The organism is Acinetobacter sp. YH12041 (assembly GCF_013419975.1).
In the GTDB taxonomy this organism is placed as follows: domain Bacteria; phylum Pseudomonadota; class Gammaproteobacteria; order Pseudomonadales; family Moraxellaceae; genus Acinetobacter.
In genome coordinates, this window is sequence record NZ_VOZC01000006.1 from 94,582 (window position 1) to 113,508 (window position 18,927).

General features: G+C 42.4%; 19 protein-coding genes. 10 read left to right on the forward strand and 9 right to left on the reverse strand.

Translation table 11 applies throughout. The features are described from left to right. Positions 1 to 4: 4 nt before the first annotated feature. Both FTU00_RS06905 and FTU00_RS06910 read left to right on the forward strand, forming a co-directional pair. A complete protein-coding gene (locus FTU00_RS06905; RefSeq protein WP_180179400.1) occupies positions 5 to 772 on the forward strand; it encodes a TSUP family transporter in 768 nt (255 codons plus the stop codon). Between the two features lie 127 nt (positions 773 to 899). After that, positions 900 to 1,367: a hemerythrin domain-containing protein gene (locus FTU00_RS06910; RefSeq protein ID WP_180179401.1), complete on the forward strand. Its 468-nt coding sequence runs from the start codon at positions 900 to 902 to the stop codon at positions 1,365 to 1,367. Positions 1,368 to 1,438: 71 nt separating this feature from the next. Here FTU00_RS06910 and FTU00_RS06915 read toward each other — a convergent pair whose 3' ends face one another. After that, complete coding sequence (locus FTU00_RS06915; RefSeq protein ID WP_180179402.1) at positions 1,439 to 2,323, reverse strand: DMT family transporter; 885 nt, start codon at positions 2,321 to 2,323, stop codon at positions 1,439 to 1,441. A gap of 332 nt (positions 2,324 to 2,655) precedes the next feature. On the opposite strand from FTU00_RS06915, the gene FTU00_RS06920 reads away from it, so the two are divergent. After that, the gene (locus FTU00_RS06920) at positions 2,656 to 3,786 is read left to right on the forward strand and encodes a hypothetical protein (protein WP_180179403.1); all 1,131 of its coding nucleotides are present in this window, start codon (positions 2,656 to 2,658) and stop codon (positions 3,784 to 3,786) included. A gap of 45 nt (positions 3,787 to 3,831) precedes the next feature. Here the strand turns inward: FTU00_RS06920 and FTU00_RS06925 are convergent, their stop codons facing one another. Then, complete coding sequence (locus FTU00_RS06925) at positions 3,832 to 4,698, reverse strand: DMT family transporter (protein WP_180179404.1); 867 nt, start codon at positions 4,696 to 4,698, stop codon at positions 3,832 to 3,834. A gap of 126 nt (positions 4,699 to 4,824) precedes the next feature. Further along, a complete protein-coding gene (gene serA / locus FTU00_RS06930) occupies positions 4,825 to 6,057 on the reverse strand; it encodes a phosphoglycerate dehydrogenase (RefSeq protein WP_180179405.1) in 1,233 nt (410 codons plus the stop codon). A 354-nt stretch (positions 6,058 to 6,411) separates the two neighbouring features. Here serA and FTU00_RS06935 point away from each other — a divergent pair, with 354 nt between their 5' ends. The 5 genes from FTU00_RS06935 (at position 6,412) to FTU00_RS06955 (ending at position 11,414) form a co-directional block, all read left to right on the forward strand. Further along, on the forward strand, positions 6,412 to 7,821 hold the full coding sequence (locus FTU00_RS06935; protein WP_180179406.1) for an FAD-binding oxidoreductase: 1,410 nt from the start codon (positions 6,412 to 6,414) through the stop codon (positions 7,819 to 7,821). 142 nt (positions 7,822 to 7,963) lie between these two features. Next, a complete protein-coding gene (locus FTU00_RS06940; RefSeq protein WP_179992152.1) occupies positions 7,964 to 8,341 on the forward strand; it encodes a hypothetical protein in 378 nt (125 codons plus the stop codon). Between the two features lie 72 nt (positions 8,342 to 8,413). Beyond that, on the forward strand, positions 8,414 to 9,412 hold the full coding sequence (locus FTU00_RS06945) for a hypothetical protein (protein ID WP_218951771.1): 999 nt from the start codon (positions 8,414 to 8,416) through the stop codon (positions 9,410 to 9,412). A 2-nt stretch (positions 9,413 to 9,414) separates the two neighbouring features. After that, positions 9,415 to 10,047 (forward strand): NADAR family protein, encoded by a 633-nt coding sequence (locus FTU00_RS06950; protein ID WP_166138021.1) that lies wholly within the window; start codon positions 9,415 to 9,417, stop codon positions 10,045 to 10,047. Between the two features lie 137 nt (positions 10,048 to 10,184). Further along, entirely contained in the window at positions 10,185 to 11,414 is a 1,230-nt protein-coding gene (locus FTU00_RS06955) for an MFS transporter (RefSeq protein WP_180016564.1), read from the forward strand. A 211-nt stretch (positions 11,415 to 11,625) separates the two neighbouring features. Here FTU00_RS06955 and FTU00_RS06960 read toward each other — a convergent pair whose 3' ends face one another. From FTU00_RS06960 to FTU00_RS06980, 5 genes are all read right to left on the reverse strand, one after another. Next, entirely contained in the window at positions 11,626 to 11,922 is a 297-nt protein-coding gene (locus FTU00_RS06960) for a DUF3817 domain-containing protein (RefSeq protein WP_004787034.1), read from the reverse strand. Positions 11,923 to 12,049: 127 nt separating this feature from the next. Continuing rightward, positions 12,050 to 14,152 (reverse strand): YccS family putative transporter, encoded by a 2,103-nt coding sequence (gene yccS / locus FTU00_RS06965; RefSeq protein ID WP_257229798.1) that lies wholly within the window; start codon positions 14,150 to 14,152, stop codon positions 12,050 to 12,052. A 205-nt stretch (positions 14,153 to 14,357) separates the two neighbouring features. Continuing rightward, positions 14,358 to 14,900: a superoxide dismutase family protein gene (gene sodC, locus FTU00_RS06970; protein WP_180179409.1), complete on the reverse strand. Its 543-nt coding sequence runs from the start codon at positions 14,898 to 14,900 to the stop codon at positions 14,358 to 14,360. Positions 14,901 to 15,010: 110 nt separating this feature from the next. Further along, on the reverse strand, positions 15,011 to 16,159 hold the full coding sequence (locus tag FTU00_RS06975; protein ID WP_180179410.1) for an AI-2E family transporter: 1,149 nt from the start codon (positions 16,157 to 16,159) through the stop codon (positions 15,011 to 15,013). A gap of 131 nt (positions 16,160 to 16,290) precedes the next feature. Then, positions 16,291 to 16,935, reverse strand: a complete 645-nt coding sequence (locus FTU00_RS06980; protein WP_180179411.1) for a ParA family protein — start codon at positions 16,933 to 16,935, stop codon at positions 16,291 to 16,293. A 123-nt stretch (positions 16,936 to 17,058) separates the two neighbouring features. On the opposite strand from FTU00_RS06980, the gene FTU00_RS06985 reads away from it, so the two are divergent. Next, positions 17,059 to 17,526, forward strand: a complete 468-nt coding sequence (locus FTU00_RS06985) for a Holliday junction resolvase-like protein (protein ID WP_004787020.1) — start codon at positions 17,059 to 17,061, stop codon at positions 17,524 to 17,526. 26 nt (positions 17,527 to 17,552) lie between these two features. Next, positions 17,553 to 18,137, forward strand: a complete 585-nt coding sequence (locus FTU00_RS06990; protein ID WP_180179412.1) for a hypothetical protein — start codon at positions 17,553 to 17,555, stop codon at positions 18,135 to 18,137. On the opposite strand, the gene FTU00_RS06995 is transcribed toward FTU00_RS06990, so the two are convergent. After that, a complete protein-coding gene (locus tag FTU00_RS06995; protein ID WP_180179413.1) occupies positions 18,134 to 18,760 on the reverse strand; it encodes a class I SAM-dependent methyltransferase in 627 nt (208 codons plus the stop codon). The genes FTU00_RS06990 and FTU00_RS06995 overlap by 4 nt on opposite strands. Between the last annotated feature and the right edge of the window lie 167 nt (positions 18,761 to 18,927).

Genomic DNA, 18,927 nt, shown 5'->3' on the forward strand with positions numbered 1-18,927 from the left:
AACAATGGACATCGAGATTATCCTCAGTCTGGTGCTTTTTGCCTTTATGGCCGGAGCGATTGATGCTGCCGTCGGTGGTGGCGGTCTGATCCAGATCCCGGCAATTATGAGTAGCCTGCCGCAGTTGCAACCCGCCACCGTATTTGGCACTAACAAGCTGGCCTCTATTTTTGGTACAGGCTCGGCAGCCTTTTCCTATCTTAGACAGGTCAAACTGCCCTGGGTTTTACTTGGTGTAATTGCGCTGTGCAGCTTTATTAGCTCATTTATTGGAGCAGCCAGTGTCACCTTGATTCCGGTGGATATTCTCAAGCCTTTTGTGCTGATCATGCTGATCGTGATTGCAATCTATACATTCATGAAAAAGCAGTTCGGACGGGTACATTTCGAGCAAAAGCTGAATAAAAAGATGCTGATATTGGCAGCACTAGGCAGTCTGGCCATCGGTTTTTATGACGGAATTTTTGGCCCAGGGACAGGCAGTTTTTTTATCTTTTTCTTTATTCGTTATCTGAGTGTGGATTTCTTGCATGCCTCAGCTTTATCGAAAATTGCCAATTTCACTACCAATCTTGCGGCACTGAGTTTCTTTATTCCTACAGGTCATGTGCTATTTCTGGTGGGTGCCATGATGGCAGCTGCGAATATTTGCGGTTCGCTGTTAGGAGTTAAATTGGCTTTTAAATATGGCAGCGGTTTTATCCGGATTCTGTTTCTGATCCTGGTCAGTTTGCTGATTTGCCGTATGGCTTATCAGATGTTTTTAGCCTAAAAATAGATGTAAACTATTCTCAATATTAAAGTTTTTTATACAAATTCGCCTTATAAATATTCCTGACCATTTGCCGGTTTCACTCTATGCTGAAGCAAAGGCATGACAAAAACAGGAGAACAATTACATGACCACCATTTTTGAAGCATTAAGAGAAAGTCATGAAATCCAGCGTGATCTGGCAGAAAAATTACTGCAAACTTCGGGGGATTCACCAGAACGTCGTGAGTTGTTCAAGCAGCTGAAGAATGAACTGTTTGCGCATGAAACGGCAGAAGACCGTTACTTTTATATTCCCTTGATGATGACAGATCCCGGCCTGAACATTACCCGTCATGCCTTGGCAGAACATCATGAAATGGATGAAATGATTGAGGAACTGACTGAAACTGAATTTAGTAGCCCAAGCTGGATTGCAATTGCCAAGAGACTGTCAGATAAGGTTCATCATCATCTGAAAGAAGAAGAGCATGCTTTCTTCCAGCAGGCCGGAAAAATTCTGGGAGATGAACAAAAACAGGCTTTAGCGGATCAGTACAAAACTGAATATCAGCGTTATAAAAAAATGAAAAAAGACATGCTGGTTAAAAGCTAATATTTAAATTTATTTAAATTCAAATTTTCATAACAAAAAAAGATGGCCAGAGTGCCATCTTTTTTATTTATTCAGCTTTCTATTTTCCGGGTTTTATACTGCTGCCGTGCTTCCCGCATGGTCACGCCAACTGAAGCCAGCATAATACAAACCAGTGCGACCGTTTGAAGTAGCGTAATTTTTTCACCCAGCAAGATAAAACCTACCAGTGCTGCCAGAGCTGGAGACAGACTGGAAAGCGTGCCATAACTGGTTTTATTCAAGTGCTGGAGCGCTTTTAAATCCAGCGCATAAGGAATGGCGGTTGCCAGAACTGCAATGGTAATGGCCTTGCCCCAATATTGGGTATCAACGAGCGCAGGAGCATTGTTATACAGTCCGATTGGTAGCAAACACAGGGCTGAAATACTGATAGCAATCGTCAGTGCATGCATACCGATATTTTGCTGTACCACGCGTTGCCCAAAATAGATATACAGCGCCCAGCAGAGGCCAGCCCCTAGGGCGCAGGCTGCACCAAACAGGTCAAAGTTACTGCTATTGGCTTCCCCCCAAGGCACCATCAGTACGATACCTAAAATTGCCAATAATACCCAGACATAGTCCTTACGGTTCTGAATCGAAATTAAGGCCAGTCCTAGCGGGCCAATAAATTCCAGTCCGACAGCAATGCCTTGCGGGAGTTTGCCGAGCGACATATAGAACAGGATATTCATGACGCCCAGAGAAGCACTATAGCAGAGCAGATCCCGCCATTTCAGGAATTGTAAACGTCGAATAACTTTCCAGGAACGGAACATGACACCGACAATAAGGGCGGCAAAGCAGAGTCTTAAAATAGTGACAGTGATCGGATCAAGCACCAGGAAAAGTTGCTTGGCGAAGGATGCACTGATCTGGTATGAAGTCATGGAAAGAACCATGTACAACACAGCAAGAAGTTGGACGTTTGGCATGGGAGAAACTACTTATACCAGAAGGGTATAATCGAGATACAGAAGAAAGCGGAAGTATACCAAACTGGTTAATTTTTGATGAGTAGGGCAGACGAATATTTTGTGAATGCGAAGCAGAATTTTGATCAGTGGATTTAAATTTTTGATTTTATCCCCCACCGAAAAAATTAAATTCAACGTTAATTGTTGATGAGATTGTGGTTACAAATTAATCAATTTTTAATTTGATCTTAATTTTATATTTATTAAAATGGCTTAGACCTCATGATTTGGGTCAACTTTAAAATAACAATGAAAAATAAAACGATCAAAAAATAATAAGGTAGATAATAATGAAATTAAGATTACTCTCTTGTGCTGTCTTGAGCCTTATGCTGACTGCATGTGGTGGCTCTGATTCTGATAATAACGAGCCAGTCGCAGGCCAACCAACCCCAACCAATCCTGGAACCCCGGATAATGGTGATGGAACATCAGATACGATTTCTGAATTCTATACCTATCAGTTCAACCTGCCGAATATTGATGCTTCAGATATGGAGTCGGAAAAGCTTCTATTGGCCAGTCATAAAAATAAAATCACTGACGGCATCTTGTATGCAGATGATAACCGGACTGTTGATACTGAATATGATCTTGATGAAGATATGACCTTCCCAATTTATGTTACAGAGAAAGGCGTATTCCCTGCAGATCGTGCCCGTACAGCATTAGGCTATAAACTGGAAAAAGTACTGGAAAATACCTCTGAACAATTTACCAGTCGTCCCGTCACTATTCCGGAAAATAACATCAGCAATCATCGACACCTGGAGTGGTACGACCTGTCAGGTAAAGCCTTAACTGAACGTACCAATATTGCTGTCGTGAAGATGTATGACGATACCGAGACCAGAGTTTTCTTTAATACTGATACTACCGATGCTGAGCGTAAATATTACAATCAGTTTGCTACCAATTTTGTCGGTTTGCAGAAGGCGCGTACTTTCCCGAACGGATCTAAATGTTTCCGTATTCTGGCGGAGCATCCTGAGGAAGAATTTATTGAATTTGATCCGGATATCAAAACTGGCTATCGTACACTGTCTGAATGGCAGACAGGCGAGTCTGTTCAAGAGATGGCCAAAACCATTTTAGAGGGCACGATGGCTAACCTGAAATTTAAAAAAGCCGAATATAAAGACGATGCGCAGCAATATTATAAATACTTTGGGGCGATCGAATATCAGGGTGAAATTTATTCCAGTACTTTCTCGGAACATGGAGAGCATATTGATCATGCCGATTATATTGCTCAAGCAAGAAAAGCTGCCTTGGACAATTTAAGGGAAGAGGGTGCAACTCCTCTAATGCTCAAATGGACAGATTACCTGTATGACCATCTTGCTTCGGCATGTGATGGCTATAATGTGACAGCAGCTACAGCATTAAATACAGCTATTAAGGATGCAACGCCACGCTAAAATTAAATAGGTCATTTAAAAAAGGCGCTTGAGCGCCTTTTTTATTTAATACTTTCTTCTTTGTGTCGTCACCGTACAGCCAATCGACGCACTGATAATGGTGGCCAGCGCCAGCCATTGTGTCCACAATAAAGTCTCGCCTAAGAATACAAAACCGGAGAGTGCTGCAACCGCAGGTTCTAGGCTCATTAGAGTGCCAAAACTCAATGCGGTTAAATTACGCAGTGCAATCATTTCCAAAGTAAAGGGTAAGGCACTGGCAAGTGCAGCCAAAATAACAAAATACATGAGGCTGCTTGGCTCAAACACATGAGCAGGCATTCCCGCGAACAGTGCAATCGGCATCAGCACCAGCATGCCGACGAACATGCCCAGACACACGGTATGATTCCCTGATACACCCGAAGGTTTTTGTCCGGCCACGATATACAGTGCCCAGCAGGAACCTGCACCTAAGGCAAACAGGATGCCCATCGGGTCAAGCGGTTGTGCAGCCTGATCAAAGGGAAACAACAGAACCAGCCCCAGAATGGCCAATCCTACCCAGATAAAATCAAATTTCTGCCGGGCATAAAACAGGGCAACACTTAAAGGGCCAATAAATTCAAAAGAGACTGCGATTCCAATCGGCAATCGATCAATTGCCAGATAAAACAGCATATTCATGCCAGCTAATGCCAAGCCATAGCTGATAATGGCTGGCCATCTGACCTGGCGGAAATTGATCTGCCAGACTTTAAAAATGAGCGCCAGAATCAATGCACCCAATAGCAGGCGCATGGCAGAAACGGTCAGGATCGGGAACTGGCCAAACAGATATTTGGCAAAGGAGCCGCTGCTCTGCATGCTGATCATCGCGATCAGCAGAATCAGCGGCGCTTGCACCATAGGTGCAATTTTAAGATTTGGCATGACTAAATTTGTTTCGATTTCTCGAAGAGCGGAAGAGCAGCATCAGCTGAGTAAGGCTTAAAAATAAAAACCTTTAAGCAATAAAAAAACCACAGCCCGAAGACTGTGGCTTTTTAAAAACCTGAATTAGAACAATACGCGAACGCGGATTGTACCTTCAAGGTTGTGTAAAGTATCGAGTGCTTCTTGAGATGCAGTTGCGTCTACATCCATCACCAGGTAACCCACATCGCCTTTGGTCATTAAAGTCTGACCAGAGATGTTGATGCCGTGTTCAGCAAACAGGTTGTTGATCTTAGACAGCACACCCGGAATGTTTTTGTGGATGTGAAGCAGACGGTGTTTGCCTTCAGTTAATGGAAGCGCGATTTCTGGGAAGTTCACCGCAGAAAGCGTCATACCTTTATCTGAATAAGCTACAAATTTCTCAGCAACTTCCAGACCGATGTTCGCCTGAGCTTCCATAGTAGAACCGCCCACGTGTGGAGTCAGGATCACATTTGGAATGTTACGTAATGGAGAAACGAATTCTTCACCGTTCGCTTTAGGCTCTTTAGGGAACACGTCAACCGCAGCACCCGCAAGATGGCCAGATTTCAATGCTTCAGCCAGATCTTCGATCACCACACATGTACCACGTGCCGCATTGATGAAGATTGAGCCTTCTTTCATTTGCGCGAATTGTTCTTTGGTCATGAAGTTACGTGTAGACGGAACATCAGGAACGTGAATAGAAACAACATCGGCATTTGCAAGAAGTTCACTCATTGTGCCGACCTGACGTGCATTACCGAGTGGTAATTTAGTCACTGTGTCGAAATAGATCACTTTCATACCCAGGCTTTCAGCAAGAACAGAAAGTTGTGAACCAATTGAACCGTAACCAACGATACCTAAAGTCTTACCACGAGTTTCGAACGAACCTACAGCAGATTTGTTCCAGCCGCCTGCATGTGTATCTGTAGATTTTTCAGGTACACGGCGAAGCAGAAGAATCGCTTCAGCAAGTACAAGTTCAGCAACTGAACGTGTATTTGAATACGGTGCGTTGAATACCGGAATACCGCGACGCATTGCTGCATCCAGATTCACCTGGTTGGTACCGATACAGAAACAACCTACCGCGATCAGTTTGTTCGCAGCTTCAAACACTTCTTCAGTGAGCTGAGTACGGGAACGGATACCAATGAAGTGTGCATCTTTAATCGCTTCTTTCAGTGCTTCACCCTCAAGCGCTGTTTTGCGATAGTCGATATTGGTATATCCAGCTGCATTCAATGTGTCGATTGCGTTCTGGTGAACGCCTTCTAACAATAGAAAACGGATTTTATCTTTAGGTAGAGATAGATGTTGGCTCATTACGGCTCCGCTACAAAGGCCAAATTTAGTCGCCGTATAATAGCACAGGAATGGGGCGGTTATACATTTCCTTGATGACTACAATATCAGCTATTTTTGCAAGTGATAGTAGTGAAAATGATAGAACTAGTTGAATTAAACTATCATTTTCAAAGGTATATTATCAAAATTGTCATTTTTTAAGGGAAAGCCCCAAAAATAGCTTATAATATTGCGCCATGCTGTTTAAGCTGCCAGTTTTGGTGCTTTAATCATCATGTTTCGCCTGCTTTGTATACAGGTTTTAATGCCTGAAAAATATACAAATAAACCGGCGAGGTCTTTCTTGTTTAATTCATGCTAGGTCTGCAAACGATGAATGCTCCAGTCGCTTTAACCCCAGAGTTATTGACCCAATTGACTGCAATTGTGGGTGAAAACCGTATTAAAACTGATGCGGACAGCCTCCAGAATTGGGGTCGTGATCATACCAAACACTTTGATCCAAACCCATCGGTCATCGTTTTCCCATCTTCAACTGAACAGGTTCAAGCAATTGTGAAGCTCGCGAATCAGTTCAATGTTGCAGTGACTCCATCAGGTGGTCGTACAGGTCTTTCTGCAGGCGCTGTCGCTGCGAATGGCGAGATTGTGGTGAGCATGGATAAGATGAACCAGATTCTGGAATTCTTCCCGGCAGACCGTATGGTGCGCGTACAGGCAGGTGTGGTGACTGAACAGCTGCAAAACTATGCTGAAGAGCAGGGCATGTACTATCCGGTTGATTTTGCCTCTTCTGGTTCAAGCCAGATCGGCGGGAACATCGGCACCAATGCCGGCGGGATTAAAGTGATCAAATACGGCATGACCCGTAACTGGGTGCTTGGCCTGACTGTGGTGACTGGTAAAGGTGATGTACTGCGTCTAAACAAAGGCATGATCAAGAACGCAACGGGTTATGCACTACAACACCTGTTCATCGGTGGTGAAGGTACTTTAGGTTTAGTCACTGAAGCAGAAATCAAGCTGGAACGTCAGCCACAAGACCTGCAAGTGCTGGTACTGGGTGTACCTGATTTTGATGCGATCATGCCAGTATTACATGCCTTCCAGGCAAAAATCGACCTGACTGCATTTGAGTTCTTCGGTGAGCTGGCGATGCAAAAAGTATTGGCCAATGGTCACGTACAGCGTCCATTTGAAACTGAATGTCCATTCTATGTATTGCTTGAGTTTGAAGCGCCGTTTGAGCCGATTATGGACAAGGCGATGGAAATCTTCGAGCACTGTATGGAACAGGGTTGGGTGCTGGATGGCGTGATGAGCCAAAGTCTTGAGCAAGTACATAGCTTATGGCGTCTGCGTGAAGACATCTCTGAGTCAATCGCTCCATTCATTCCATACAAAAACGATATCTCTGTACTGATCACTCACGTACCGGCATTCATTAAAGAAATCGATGCGATCGTGAATGAAAACTACCCAGACTTCGAAATCTGCTGGTTCGGTCATATCGGTGACGGTAACCTGCACTTGAATATCCTGAAACCGGCTGACCTGACCAAAGATGAATTCTTTGCAAAATGCCAAGTTGTGAACAAGTACGTATTTGATACTGTGAAAAAATACGACGGTTCAATTTCTGCGGAACATGGCGTGGGTATGACCAAGAAACCTTATCTTGAATACACCCGTTCAGCTGAAGAAATCGAATATATGAAAGCCTTGAAAAAAGTGTTCGATCCAAATAGCATCATGAACCCAGGCAAACTATTCGATCTTTAATCAGAATAGATTTACAAAAGCGCATCGAAAGGTGCGCTTTTTTTATTGCTCTGTAACTGGACTTACAGAGTCTAAATAGCGTTAAGCTGAAAAGCCCGGCATGATAATTTCTGCATAATAAAGATAATCTGGGTTAAACAATATGTTACGGTTATTGGCGGTTACAATTTTAGGTCTGGGTGTGATGACATCAGGTTGTACAACCACCCAGAAAGTGATTGCAAAAGTGCAGTCTTCTTCAGATACACCTTTGGATCAGGTGCTTAAAATGAGGCCTGACCTGCGTGAAGAACTGGCAACAGTCGAGATTCGTCAGTTCTTTAATCGTGTTGAGTCACCGACAGTTGGACAGGTGAAAGTAACTGAAACAGGTCTGATGGATGATTCGGTGAGATCGATTCAGACCATTTATCATTTTAGGAAAGAAGATAAAAACTGGAAAATGCACAATACTGAAAAGCTCTATCAGTGTGTACGAGGTTCAAATACCAAAACTTTCCAGAAAGCAGCATGTCCATAATAATGTTTGATCTTTAAACAAAACTTCGTTAAAAGCGTATCTTCAGGATGCGCTTTTTTGCTAAGAGAAATTATGGATCAATTCATAGATTATATTTCAAATAAATTGTTGACCTATGAGGGCTTCAGTGAGCCCCTAATGGATAAAAACGGAAATACTGATAAAAAGAGAATGGTAGTTCACGTATATACTTGGTTGAAACAATTTGATCCTGATGAACAAGAAAATTTAGTCAGAATTACAGCTAATCTTCTACAAAAAGCTTACATTGAAAAAAATTATGAACAGCAATTTATTGAGAAACAATTTGAAAATGAATTAATAAGAAGAGGAAACTTAATAGCTACTCCATTAACAATTCAGCGAAATGGAGAAAGTCAAAAAACTATGGTCGGTTTTTATAATAAGCTGGTGGAAGAAAAAGGTTTAGAATACGATACACAAAATTATTTGTATCTAGATGACTTCATGTTTAGTGGAGGACGAGTCTTTAATGATTTATCTAATTATATTCCTTTAATTAAAAGAAATATAACTATTATTGTTTTAGTTATTGGATGGCATACTTCCGGTCAATATTACCAAGCAAATGCACTTGGTAAAAAAATCGAAAAACATAATAAAGAAAATAATTTAAATATTGAGTTAAAGTGGCTATCTATTGAGAATTTAAGACTTGAAAATAGATTAATTTATAATAATAGATCTGATGTTCTGTGGCCAATGGAACAGACTTTAGATTTACCTGAGCTTATGACTAGAAAGATCCCAGGTTTTAAATATAGAACTGGTTTTATAGAGAGTAAAATTTTTGATAATCATAATGATAGAATTTTTCTAGAAAAAATCTGTCTTAAATATGGGTTCAAAATTATTGATAGATGTACTAATGTTCATAAGACTACAAGACCATTAGGAAATTCTAAATTTGATTATGGCTTTGGTGGATTAATATTTAATTATAGAAACTGCCCAAATAATACGCCTTTAATTTTTTGGTGGGGAAGTAATGATCCGCATCATTTTATGAGCCGACAATGGTATCCATTAATGCCAAGAAGAGTTTATTAAAAATGGATAAATTAGCTGAAAGAATTTATAACCCTAATAATGAAGATTTAGCTGTATTTAAAAAAACACATGAAGAGTGGGGGGGATATTCTAATATGGCTGCCGGTTTTCCTATTATTGTTAATAATACAATTATAAGATCATCGGAAGCATTGTATCAAGCTCTTAAGTTTACTGGTCATCCAGAAATACAAAGGAAGATTATTTCTGAAAAAAGTCCGATGACAGCGAAAATGGTTAGTAAGCCTTATAAAAGCCTTATCAGAGAGGATTTTGACATTATCAAAATTAAACTTATGAAATGGAGTGTAAGAGCTAAATTACTTTCTAATTATGATAAATTTAAAGCTTTATTATTAGATTCAAATAATAAAATCATTGTTGAAGAGTCAAGAAGAGATTCTTTTTGGGGTGCTAAAAGACAACCAGATGGAACGCTAGTTGGGGTGAATGTTCTTGGCAGAATTTTAATGGAACTAAGATATGAACTTCAAATAGGGAAGGACTTAGAGGTTTTAGGGCGATTAGATATTCCTCATTTTGATTTTTTAGGAAATCCTATTAACCCTATTTATAGAATAAATTTAAGTGAAGAGACACAGTCAAAAAATATTCAGAGTGATTTTTTTTATTGAAAATTTTTCTTAATATCTTAAAGTTTTTAATAAAAAGGCACACAGATTTTAAAAACAGACTCTGCTACACTTCGCTGAATTTTCTAATTCAAGCTCTTTTAAAGTTCTAAAAAGAGTAATTGAGTATTAACTCTTCCATGCAAAACGCCCAAACCCACAAACTGACCCGTGCCACACTGATGTTTCCTCTGGCACTGGTGCTGTTTGAATTCTCCGTCTATATCTGTAATGACCTGATCCAGCCGGCCATGTTGGCCATTACCCGTGATTTTGGCGTAAGCAGTTCCTGGGCACCATCTTCTATGTCCTTTTTCCTGTTAGGTGGGGCATTTGTTGCCGCAATTTTAGGACCCTTATCAGACCGATTAGGCCGTAAAAAAGTCCTGCTCGGTGGCGTAGCTTTTTTTGTAATCTGCTGTCTGGCGATTTTACTCACACCGAATATTCAAAGCTTTCTGTTCCTGCGCTTTTTACAAGGTTTTGGCTTGTCCTTTATTGCTGCTGTGGGTTATGCCGCGATTCAGGAAAGTTTTGAAGAACGCGATGCCATTAAAGTCATGGCACTTATGGCCAATGTCTCCTTGCTGGCACCACTTTTAGGGCCAGTAGTCGGTGCCTTTATGATTGACCATGTCTCATGGCACTGGGGTTTTATCGGCATTGCCTGTCTGGCATTTCTGAGCTGGTTTGGACTAAAAGCGAAGATGCCGAATCCGAATATCAGTATTCCCAAACAGCCACTCAGCTATATTATCGATGACTTTAAACAGGTCCTGAAAAATAAGCGTTTTGTGATTATGACCATGGCATTGCCACTGGTGAGCTTGCCCTTGATGCTATGGATTGCATTATCTCCCGTGATTCTGGTTGAAGAACTAGGCTTGAGCAGCATGCAATATGGCCTGGCTCAGTTTCCGGTATTGGGTGGCCTGATTCTGGGCAATATCATTCTGCTAAAAATTATCGACAAGATGCCGCTCGGTAAAACAGTGATGCTGGGTGTGCCATTGATGTTGTTTGGAACCATTTTGCTTTTAGTGGGAATGCTGATTCCGGATTATTTTCTGCATTGCCTGATTATCGGTACCACTTGCATCAGTCTGGGTGAAGGGATCAGCTTTTCGGTATTGTACCGGTTTGCGCTGATGTCATCTGAAGTGTCTAAAGGCACGGTTGCGGCAACGGTATCTATCTTGATGATGCTGAGTTTCTTTATCGTGATTGAAGTAGTCAGAATTGCTTATGAAGCTTTTGATCTTTGGGCTTATTGCGGTGCCTCGTTTATTTTAATTGCGCTGTGGTTTAGCTTGCCACGTATCCAGCTGAAACAAATAATGCTGGACAGAAAAGGGCGAGGAGAGTTTTAAAAGAATTCCTCCCTTTTAAATGTTTAATCAAATGAAGCTATTTACTTTATGTGCCTCAAATACAAGTATTCAATGTTCTCTCTCCCTATGGGAGAGAGTTAGAGAGGGAAATATTAATAAAATAACCTCACCCTTGCGCAGCAGTGCTGTTCATCTCCTAAAGGGAGAGGGAACGTCCATTATGGATTTAATAATGATTAGAATTCAAAAGTTAAGCTTCAGCCGGCTGCTCCAACTTCTTTAATTTCATATCAAAGATAAATGGCCCAAATGGCAGAATTGAAGCGATCAAGCCCAAAATAAACATACTCAGAGACCATTTCTGTTTTTCACATACCGCAAATAACACTACAAGAAAAAGCACGAAAAGAACACCGTGACCCATGCCGATATATTTTACCAGAATCGGGTTATCCATCATGTACTTGACCGGCATGGCAATAAATAACAGCAGCAGAAATGAAATACCTTCAAGCAATCCAACCAGACGCAAAGTTTTAATATTCACGCGCACTCACTCTTCTATGTTCTATTCAATCAGGCTTGAGTGTACCCAATCTGCCGATTTAAGCAAAATGAAATTTATAGAATAAAATGAATTATTTTAAATACTTATATCCTAGTGCTCCGCTTGGTTATTTGATTTCAACTGCCAGTAATTGCTGTCTTAGAGACAATAATTCAGGCAAGGTTTCCAGTAACAGACTGATCTGTTTAAGTACCAGCAGCAGGTGGGTGGAAATATGTTCCTGCTGACTCAGTTGCCGGATTTCTGCCAATTGGCCTTGAATGTCTTGCTGCGGTACATTTTCAGGATTTGACAGCGCAGTGGTTAAAGTTCGCTGACAGGCAGAAAGCAGTTGCAGAATTTGCGGATCAGATACCTGTTCACGATGGCTACCCAATGCGGAAATATAACTAAGCTGACTGTGACTATAAACCAGATAACGGAAAGCATTGCGAATCAGCACCGGATCGGGATTTGGTTCGGTACTCAGACTGGAAATCATATTGGAAAGGTCAATCTGGGCATTGTGGGCCAAACGACGTGCTGTCCGATAAGCAATGCTGTTATTTTTGCCATGCTGATATTGCTCCAGAATAGCCAGTAAATAGTTCAGCGTCGCTTGGGAAGATTTTTTGATGTTGCTGGAAATATTACGGAAATTCCAGTCTGGCCAGATGCAGCTGACCGCCAGCCAGGCGATCAGACAGCCAATCAGGGTATCGATAATGCGGGGCAGAATGACTGCATAGCCAGCGCCTTTCAGATTAAAAATCAGCAGTACTACTAGGGTCGCCATTAATGTAGCCATAGCATATTTCTTGGAGCGTAAATAGAAAAAGCCGACACCAAAAATCACCGTAAGCAGCAACTGGCCTTCAATACTTGGTACAAAATACAGGATTGGAATTCCCAGGATGACGCCGAGCAATGTACCCAAAGTTCGCAGTTTTAAACGGCTTTTGGTAGCGAAATAACTGATCTGGCATACAAACAGACTGGTCAGCAATATCCAGTAGCCATTTTTGGCAAAGGGCAATAGGGAAATTGCATAGCCAACCAGAAAGACCAAAGCGATCCGCACCGCATGACGAAACAGCGCCGATTGCGGTCCCAAATGGGGTTTTAATTTCAGCCAAAAATCCGCGGGTCCACGCAGGTCATCATCAAACAGGCTGGAATCATCAAAATGTTTTGGATAATCCGGACGGTAAATGGCTTGTCCATCCTGCAAATGTTGCAGCTGTTCATGCACACTCAGCAGATTGCTCAGAATGAGCTGTAAGTTTTTCACTTCAATATTCTGGGGGTGCTGCGCAATCCAGTCCTGCATAGAGGCTTCTAATGCTTTGAGTGCCAGTTGATGCTGTTCAGGAAGTTGATAAGTTTCATTACGCAATACGCAAGTAGCCAACTGCTGGCAGGCAAGCGCCTGCAAGTGAATATTTTTCTGAATCCGAAAGATCAGATCGGTACGGCTAAAATGCTGATGAATCTGCTCATAATGCAGATAGTTGGCAGTCGCCTGTTCATGGATATCCTGAGTCAGAAAATAAAGATTCAGCCAGTAAATAGTTTTATGATTCGGACGTGAGGCTTTGAGTCGGGTCAGTAAAGAATCTTTGGTGCGGTTAAAGCTTTCAATGACTTGGGTATTTTTTAAGGAAAGCTCGTAGAGCAGCGGCTCGACATTATTCTGATTATCTGGATCAAATAATTTGGCTTTGGTCGATAGCAGCTCTGCCATCTGTTGCAGGTTGATGGACAGATTTTCCTGAACCTGTAAAGTTGGACGAATCAGATAAAATAGGATAGAAGTCAGGCCATACCACAGTACACCAACTACAAAATACAGCGGCTGTTCGTACCAGTGCGCATATTCTCCCAAGCCAAACATGGTGTAAATGGACAGCAATACAGTGCCAAATGAAATGGTGGCATAACGCTGTCCCAAAGCCCCCATTAAGATAAATACGGCACTAGAAAGTGATAGCCAGAGTGCAAACCAGATTTTATAGGGATGCAGAAATTCCAGCATGCTACTGACCGCAAAAAACAGCAGCATGACCAGCCCCAGATTGCGCAGCCTTAAACTTAAACGGTCATCAAAATCGGTCAGGGCGGTGGCAATTGCCCCTAAAGTGACCGGAACAATCAAAGTCTCATAGCCGAGAAGCTTTAGACCAAAAGTCGTTCCTGAAAGCACAATGAACATCTGCAAACAGTAAGTCATCAAGGCACTGGACTGAAAAGGCAACAGGGCTTTTTTAAGTATGTGCTGAAGAGGATGCAATATGGAATCTGAGCTATTCACAAGAATATGATCCGTGGTATTTGACTGCCGGTTTTGAATGCAATTTAAGCGCCAATTTCAAAAGAAATATCTACTAAAAAACGGGCAAGAAGCCCGTTTTTGAATGCTAATAATCTGTAATAAATCAGATTACGCCACATGCAATACGTTCACCGCCACCGCCTAATGGCTGCGGTTCATCTGAATAGTTATCACCGCCTGCATGGACCATGATGGCACGACCCTGAACATCTGCCAGTTTCAGGCGTGGCGCAAGCAGAGTCACACGTGCTGTACCATCAGTGTTTACTTTAAGGGCTGGTAAGTCACCCAGATGACCCGTCATGGGTGTGCCATGATGAGGTGCCTGATTCGGGTTATAGTGACTGCCGGCAGCAAGTGCAGCACCTAGTTTGCCATCTTTTTCACCCGGTGCACATGAACCATTTTCATGAATGTGGAAACCACGCTCACCCGCAGGAAGCTGTTTCAGGTTAGTACGAATCACCAGGCCCGCCGGGCTGTCACTCAATAATACGGTACCAATCGATTCACCGACGCCCTGTGCAGAGACTGCATTCAGGGTCACGGTTTTAACATTTTCAGTCGAAGTAGAGGTTGAAGCGCAACCGGTAAAAAGTGCGGCACTGACTGCGCACAAAGCTGTAAGTTTAAACAATGAAGACATAATTATCACACCTTGATCTTTATTCTGCTTTTCGGAATCTATTGAAACAGAGCAAGACCAAAAGCACTATGGAAAATCGGTACTTAAATGTTTTAATTTGTTTAAGCCAGTCAGTCTGGTGATTTCGGTGCCTTGTTACGGCGCAGACGGAATTTTTTCTTCGGTTCAACCTCATGCGCCATAGTGGCTTTAGGCATCATCAAAGGTTCATTCAGGTTGCTTTCATGTAGCCATTCACGCCAGATGGCCAGTAGTACGGCCAGAATCACCGGTCCAATAAAGACACCGACCAGACCAAAACTGGCAATGCCACCCAAGACACCAAACATGATCAGCAGGAATGGAATTTGTGTTGCGCCTGAAATGACCAGTGGACGAATCACGTTATCCGCTGTACTCACAATACAGACACCCCAGATCATGACCCCTACGGCTTCAATGGTCTGTCCTTGCGAGAATAGCCATAGCGAAACTGCACCATAAGCAACAGGAGGGCCAAAAGGAATTAAAGCAAAGATAAAGGTGATAATGGTCAGTACCATTGGGTTCGGTACGCCAGCCACAAAGTAGCTGATACCTGCCAGTAAAGACTGGGCAATCGCCGTTAAACCTACGCCATAGACCACCGCACGTGTAGTATCCGAAATTGTAGCCAGATAATGATGAATACGTGGACCGACTACCATTTCAAAGGCTTTACGCACCTGATTTAGAATGGTATGGCCATCACGATAAAAGAAGAATAACGACAGCACGGCAAAACACAGCTTGAAGACATTTTTACTGATTTCATTCAGCACAACTTTACCGTAATTCAGATGACCCTGAATCCAGACTGAAATGGTTTGTGCAATGCTATTTGGATCGGCATTTATCTCATTCAGGGTACGGGTAATTTCCTTACCCACAAGTGGCAGGCCGCGAATAAAATCAGGAACACTAAGATGACCTGAGAATACCTGTTTTTGTAATTCAAAATACAGATTCCGGCCTTCGTGTTGCAGCATAAAAATGGCAAAGATAAAAGGCAGACCAAATACCAGAATTACACCCAGAATCATAATGGTCGCGCTCAGCGTTGGCCGATTGCCACTCATTCTTAAGATCGACTGATACAGCGGCCAGGTCATGTACGCAATAATGGCTGCCCAAACTACAGGAATGATGAAATACTTGAGTATGTGAAAACTCAAAAAAATCAGAATGAAAAACAGTCCAAATAATAAGACTTTTTGTAGTGTGGGCGCGTATTGTTGCACTGAATTTAGAAGCTCATTTTTTAGGTCGTGTCAGGCATATTAACTGAAAAAAAAGCGATCGAAAACGATAGTGCAGGAAGTAGTACGATTATTTTCCTTAGAATAAAAAGAAGAGGCTAAAAATAACAGAACTAGAACCATTGGCTTGGATCGTCAATAATGGCATTCAATAAAGGTTGCCATTGATCCTGTAATTCCCGGTACATCTTCTGCTGTTTATCAAAAATAGACAGGCCTTGCATGGCCAGTCGGCTATAGGGTGCACGTTCAGAAATCCAGGTAACCGGTTGCTGATCAATTTTATTAAAGAATTGCTGAATGTCCTGATTGCGGGCTGCATTAGGTTTGGTGCGGTTAGCGAGGAGCAGAATTTCAACCTTGCCTTTACGGATACGTTTAATATCCTGCAAATGTTTGAGAAAACGGCGCGTAGAATCAATATCAAAAAAAGAAGGCTGCAGCGGGATAATGATGGCATCCGCTTCACTAATTAGCTGTTCGGCATGATCTTCAGTCAGCGCTCCGGGTGCATCGATAATCAGATATTCCAAGTTTTTAGGCGCATCCCCAATCGATTTGGCATTTCGCCAGTCCAGACTCTGAATCGGTGCGGCATCTTTTGGGCGATGTTTCAACCATTGCAAGGTCGATTTCTGGCTGTCCGCATCGGCCAGAGCAACTTTATAACCCTTTTGTGCCAGGGCAGCTGTCAGGCTAATCGCAGTAATGGTTTTACCACAGCCACCTTTCTGATTTGCAATTAAAATAGTTTTCATGACCCGGGATGATTTAATTCTGCTCCCGCCTAGCATATCATTCTTTGCAGGCTTACTGGATGGCAGACCCTTTCAACTTCAGTCGAAGGTAGGCAGCAAAATAAAGCAGATTAGGAAGATTGAATGTCCATTGGAATGGCTATGCTGATTGGTGCCTGTATTGGAGTGGTTTTAACTACCCTGATTCTGGGCCAGACGCGAAATGGTCGAATTAAAGCAGAATATGAACAATATATTGCCGAGCTGGAGCTGGAACATCAGCAAGCTTTAGTCGCTGCACAAAAACGCAGTGTGAATACCAGTCGTGCGGTACTCAAAGGCAAAATGGCCGAGCAGTTGGCACCGATCATGCCAGAGTTTCAATATCTGCCTAGTGATGCCAAATTTTTAGGTGATCCGGTGGATTATGTGGTCTTTGATGGTTATACCGATTTTCGTGACGGTGAGGGACTGGCTGAAGATATTGAAGTGGTTTTGATTGATATTAAAAGTGGAGGTGCACGTCTGACCAAAGGCCAGATGGCAATTGCTCAAGCCATTCAGGAAGGGCGGGTACGTTTTGAGACCATCCGGATTGATTTTGAAGACTGAAGGACAGCAAGCTTCAACGCTACACTATGGATAAACTGATTATTGCCGCAGCACTGTTTGCGCTTGGACTATGGATCTGGTCGGAATACTTTCGGGCGATTCCGAATCTGGAGCAGGCCGGGGTACTCAAAAATTTTCAGGTAGAATCGATTGAGCCGCATCAGGCTGAATATCGCGTACTGGCTAAACAGTATTATGGGCCTGAGCGCCGTACCATTCATCCAGCCAGTCCGGTGGTGGGAAGTTTTAATGATCTGGCCTATGTCAGTAATATTGATCTGTTACTAGCAGTACCGGAAGTATCCAGTGCTGTATTTAAACCATTCAAGCTTGAGCAGGACAGGCGTTGTTTTAATATGACCGCTACAGACGCACAAGCCAATCCTGCGAACATTCAACCTCATTTGCTGAACCTGAGTGTGATTGCCGCCAGCGAAGTTGTTGCCAATAAGGTTCGCCGTTTAAAAGCAGATCAGCGGATCTGGCTGCAAGGGGACTGGGTACAGGTCAAATCAGCGACCAGCCAGCAAGAATTTCAGGTTGGAATAGGCAATCCAAGATCAGCCCAATGCCGTCTGTTCAGAATAACTGATTTAAAAGTACTGGATTAAAGCGGTTTATGCGCTCTAGCTAATAGCATGCGTTGCCCAATTTTTGGAATACCTTCGGCCTCGATATAATGAACTTCATCTAGTTCAAACCCAGCCTCTAAAAGAGCGGTTTCAATATCCCGGTTAAGATGACAGCCATCTGCTACTTTTTTCTGGATCGGGGTGAGTAAATGCTGCAAGCACTGAATGTTGAGATGCTCTCGGTTTAATACATGCTCAACCAGATGAAAATGGCCGCCCGGCATCAAAACCCGGTAAATTTCATGCAGACTTTGATGCAGATCCGGAATACTGCATAAGGTCCAGGTTGATACGATATTTTCCAGACTATTTTCTGCGAAAGGCAGAGCTTCTGCACGGGCCTGAATCTGTTCGACTGCAAAAGGGCTTTGACTGATGCGCTGCTCAGCCAGTTTAAAAATGTCCAGGTTAGGTTCCAGCGCATAGACTTTATCGACGGCCTGATAAAAAGGCAGATTTAATCCTGTACCGAAGCCAATTTCCAGGACTTCACCTGTAATAGTCAATAATAATTCGCGGCGAAAATCCATCAGGGATGGGGTCTGCATGACCTGATTTAGCAAATGTGGAAAAATATGTTGTTGATAGAATTTATACAGCATGGTCGCATTCAAATTATTTTTAGACAGGCTTAGATTAACCGAAAATAATCAGATTAGCTAAAGCCCTCCGCTCACCAAAATTGATCAACTTGTTACTAATTTCAACTATTTATTCATTAAAAAAATCGTACTATCAAGCAAGATATTCTTGAAAAGATTTGATGGAA